The organism is Acinetobacter sp. GN11, assembly GCF_054823985.1.
The window spans coordinates 1-3,714 of record NZ_JRVL01000076.1 but is presented as its reverse complement, the minus strand read 5'-3'; the positions used below and the strand labels follow the sequence as shown (position 1 = coordinate 3,714).

3 protein-coding genes are annotated in these 3,714 nt (G+C 33.8%); 1 reads left to right on the top strand and 2 read right to left on the bottom strand.

The features are described 5' to 3' along the window. Positions 1–806 precede the first annotated feature (806 nt). Positions 807–1,691: a LysR family transcriptional regulator gene (locus NL42_RS08615; protein WP_461312456.1), complete on the bottom strand. Its 885-nt coding sequence runs from the start codon at positions 1,689–1,691 to the stop codon at positions 807–809. Between the two features lie 89 nt (positions 1,692–1,780). Here NL42_RS08615 and NL42_RS08610 point away from each other — a divergent pair, with 89 nt between their 5' ends. Beyond that, positions 1,781–2,218: a PACE efflux transporter gene (locus tag NL42_RS08610; RefSeq protein ID WP_461312455.1), complete on the top strand. Its 438-nt coding sequence runs from the start codon at positions 1,781–1,783 to the stop codon at positions 2,216–2,218. A 57-nt stretch (positions 2,219–2,275) separates the two neighbouring features. On the opposite strand, the gene NL42_RS08605 is transcribed toward NL42_RS08610, so the two are convergent. After that, complete coding sequence (locus NL42_RS08605; RefSeq protein ID WP_461312457.1) at positions 2,276–3,691, bottom strand: purine-cytosine permease family protein; 1,416 nt, start codon at positions 3,689–3,691, stop codon at positions 2,276–2,278. Positions 3,692–3,714 lie beyond the last annotated feature (23 nt).

Genomic DNA, 3,714 nt, shown 5'->3' with positions numbered 1-3,714 from the left:
AATATTTGATCTTCATTGAATGTTTACAAAAATATTGCTTCAAAAAAAATTATATTTATAGAGCCGATGACTTCTTATCATAGTCAATTCTATATCACTCTAATCAGAGTTATTCTCTGAAATTTCATAGAAACTGTAATAAATTAAAGGTAAGTATTTTTTTAGTAATATGAATTAGAGAGTCTAATTCATATTAAAAAACAAGAATAAAGGATCATACTTATAAAATTAGTTTTATTTTAGGGAACACAAATTTTTACGTTTGTAGGCAGGGTAGATGATTGTAAATTACTCAGAAAATGTTAGGAGACTAAAGTCTTTAAAAAAATAAATCTAATATGTGATAGGTAAAGCTTTAAGGGTAAATATGATTTTTAATAAATGAAGTTAGAGACATCTTAACATTAAAAGCTTTATCTCAATTTATTAAAAAAATTAGCACTTTCTAGTGGAAAAATTGGAAGTTTTTTTAATTGAAATTTCCTTCTTTTTCTAATGCGTTTTCTATATAAAACTTAAAGTGTGACTACTTTCACGTTCAATACAAATGATTGTATTTCATTGAATTTATTCTTGACTAAAATGCTAGGTTTTAATAAAGTACAAATGTATTTTCCCAAAATAAAAAACTATTGCTTAGTCCTGAAATACAGTAAGAAGCCTGCTTTTTAAAGTAGGCTTCTTGCTTTTTGTAATATAGAGAAAATAGGTCAGAGCAATAATCTAAATTTTAAAAGTAAGTATATATAATCAGAAATAAAAACTATAAAACGAGAGTATGCCTTCTCAGAACTAGAGTATAAAAATTATAAAGTTTCTTGAATAGTATGAATGAGTTCTCGAGCTGCTTTAGACAAGGGGCGGTCTTGAAGCCAAATTAAGTAAATGGATAGAGGTAAATGATTTTTGGTATTTTTAAAATCTAAAAGAACTAACTGACCTTGATCGATTTTTTCTTGTACTAACGATAACGGGAAATTTCCCCAACCAAGTCCTGCTTCAACCATATTAATTGCTGTTTGTAGACTATTCGTTTTCCAGTACATTGCACCAATAATTGACCGGGAATCTGTCATTTCATGGTCGCTACTCGCCACTACAATTTGCCTAATATTGATTAATTCTTCAATAGAAAACCGCTTTGTTTTTTCTTGTAGAAGAGTATGACTAGACGAGATAGTAGCAACGACTGTTTCAGTCATTACTAATTGCAAATTTTCGCGCATTTTTATATTGAGGTCTGAACCTGCTAAGCAAAGACTAATTTCTTCTCTATAAAGTAAATTAACGATGTCATCTTGAGGTGCAGTAATAACCTCTATATTTAATAATGGGAATTTATCAGCTAACTTCTTTATTGAAGAAAATAATAATCTGGTATTTACATCTGAGACCACACCAATACGTAATTTAGTTTCAAGCCCTAAAGAAAGTTCATGGGCATGAGTACTAAATAGCCTAAGTTGTTCAGAAATAATTCGCGCTTGAGGTTCCAAAGCTAATGCTGTAGCAGTTGGAATGACCTTTCGAGGAGTGCGCTCAAATAAGGTGTAACCCAATTCTGCTTCTAGATTAGCAATAGCCATACTCACTGCTGAGGGGACTCGATTTAGTTTACGAGCAGCCGCAGAGAAAGAGCCTGTATCTAGTACGGTAATAAAAAGTTCAATATTTTCGCTGTTAAAATTCATTTTGATATCAGTAGAACTGAAAGCTATTAACTTTATATATGATTTTGACTGAAATTAAAATATAAAGAATTAAGCAGAGTTTGTGGATTATGCAAGGTGTAAAGCGTCGAATTGTCTATGTTTCTTTTTATGAAGTCATTGGAATGATTATTTCATCAGTAGGGTTAGCGATTTTGGCAGGTGATAGTGTTGAACATACGGGGCCACTCTCTGTCATGATTACGACCATCGCTGTAACTTGGAATTTTATCTACAATATTTTATATGAGGAATGGGAAGCTAGACAAAGCAGTAATGTTCGTACAGTTAAGCGTAGAGTAGGACATGCAATTGGTTTTCAGCTTACTTTAGTCCTGTTTTTGATCCCTCTTATTGCATGGTGGATGGATATTTCTCTAGTCGCTGCTTTTTGGTTAGATGTGGCCTTTATTATCATTATTCCCATCTACACTTTTATCTTTAATTGGGGCTTTGATAAATTATTTGGATTACCTATTTCAGCGCAGGGTAAAGCATTACAAGAATAGCTTTTATCAATTTCAATAAGATATCAAAGTTATACTTTGATATCTTATGTTTGGGCTTTACTTAACTTGTTCGAGAGGTAACTGTTTTACAAACTTTACTTGAGCTCTTTTAGCAAAAAAATAGTAGATCAAAGCTGTAGAGATAAGTCCTACAAGCCATGATAAATCGATCCCTCCTAACATTGCAGCGATTTGACCTGTATAGAATTTACTATCAATAAATGGCAGTTGAATCAAAATACCTAGAAAGTAGCAAGTAATCCCAATTCGATTCCAGCGGCCATACTTACCATTGGGATCATAAAGCGCATCTACATCACATTCTTCTTTAGAGATAAAGTAGTAATCAACCAGATTAATTGCACTCCATGGAATAAAAAATGTGAGCAAAAACAGAATAAATGCTTTAAAAGCGCTTAAGAACGTGTGTTCGCCTATAATTGCAATAAAGGTCGAGATCACAACCATAGTAAGAACAATGAATAATCTTGTTATTTTTGAGATTTGATTTGTCGATTTAAAACTATTCCAAATCGTAGCAACACACATAAAACTACCGTAAGCATTTAAAGTCGTCAAAGTAACTTTGCCAAAAGCAATACTAAAATATAAAAAGGTAACCACTAAGGCAATAGGGTTCATCCCAACCACATATTGAACCTCATTTCCAACAAAATTGCCGTTTGCAACCTGAGCGATTAAAACGCCTAAGCTCATAGAAATTTGTGAGCCAATTAAAGAACCTAAGCCGACGGCCCAAAAAACACGAGATGAAGACGTTTTAGTTGGAAGATAGCGGGAGTAGTCTGCAACATAAGGTCCAAAAGAGATTTGCCAAGAAGCAGAAAGTGAAACTGCTAACAAAAATGAAGACCAACTAAAATGACGTACTGCTAAGAGTTCAGAAAAATCAGAAAGTGCTAAAATTTGAGTCAAAATAATCGCAAAAGCGATCAAACCAATAATACTGGCTACTTTGCCTACTAAATGAATTAAACGATATCCAATAGTTGCGAATATAATAATCAAACATGCGTAAATTAAGATGCCAGTTGTATTGCTAACATGTGCTAAGTGTGCAATTGCTTTACCCGCGAGTACTTCACCAGTTGCGGTAAAGCCAATATACATCAGGCAAACAAGTATGATTGGAATACATGCACCATATACCCCAAACTGAACACGACTTGAAATCATTTGGGGAAGGCCAAGTTTTGGACCTTGAGCGGCGTGTAGAGCCATGACAGCAGCACCAAAACACTGTCCCACAAATAAACCAATAATCGACCAAAAAACATCGCCACCTAATACAACTGCTAGTGCGCCCGTTACAATTGCCGTGATTTGCAAATTGGCACCAAACCAGAGGGTGAATTGGGCAAACACTCCGCCATGTCTTTCATTCTCTGGAATAAAATCAATACTTCGGTTTTCAATAAAACTACTATTTGGTTTCTCAGCCGATGAGTCCATTACACTCTCCTTGTCCTTTAAGA